Origin of the sequence: Dyella mobilis, from assembly GCF_016904945.1 — a bacterium.
In the GTDB taxonomy this organism is placed as follows: domain Bacteria; phylum Pseudomonadota; class Gammaproteobacteria; order Xanthomonadales; family Rhodanobacteraceae; genus Dyella_B; species Dyella_B mobilis.
The window spans coordinates 1-678 of sequence record NZ_JADIKF010000013.1; the positions used below are offsets into that span (position 1 = coordinate 1).

A 678-nucleotide genomic window follows, 5' to 3' on the forward strand; every position below is an offset into this window, starting at 1 on the left:
CGCTCGGAAGCGTAGACCGGATCGAGCGGCAGATATGCGCCACCGGCCTTGAGAATGGCCAGCAGCCCGACCACCAGGGCGGTGCCGCGTTCGACACAGAGGGCCACGCGATCGTCGGGCCCGATGCCCTGCACCATCAGGTAGTGGGCCAACTGGTTGGCCTGCGCATTGAGCTGGGCGTAGGTAAGCGATTGGTTGTCGAAGACGAGTGCGACGGCATCCGATGTGCGCAGCACCTGCTGTTCGAATAGATGATGGATGCACTGACCCTGCGGATAAGGCGTATCGGTCTGGTTCCAGCTCTGCAGCAGCAACGTGCGTTCGGCATCGTCCAGCAAATCGATGCGCGCGATCGGCTGCGCGGCATCGGCGACTATCGCGCGCAATACCTGCAGAAGATAACCGCGATAACGCTCCACCGTGGCGGCATCGAACAACGCCATGACGTAGTTCAGGCTACCCGCAACGGTTCCTTCGGTGGTTTCGCTCAATACCAATTCCAGATCAAATTTCACCGCATTGAATGTTGTCGGTAAGGGTTCAACTCGAAGATCGGGTAAGGCCAGGGTCCCTTCGTCATGGTTCTGCCAGGCCAACAACACCTGGAACAGCGGCGTGTGATCCAGCCGACGAGGCGGCTGTGCGATCTCGACGACCTGCTCGAAGGGCAGATCCTGA

General features: G+C 60.0%; 1 protein-coding gene. It reads right to left on the reverse strand.

The window, feature by feature from the left end:
• Nucleotides 1-671: AMP-binding protein (locus ISS99_RS00065; RefSeq protein ID WP_306482353.1), on the reverse strand; the 671-nt coding region annotated here is incomplete at its 3' end.
• Nucleotides 672-678: the final 7 nt, after the last annotated feature.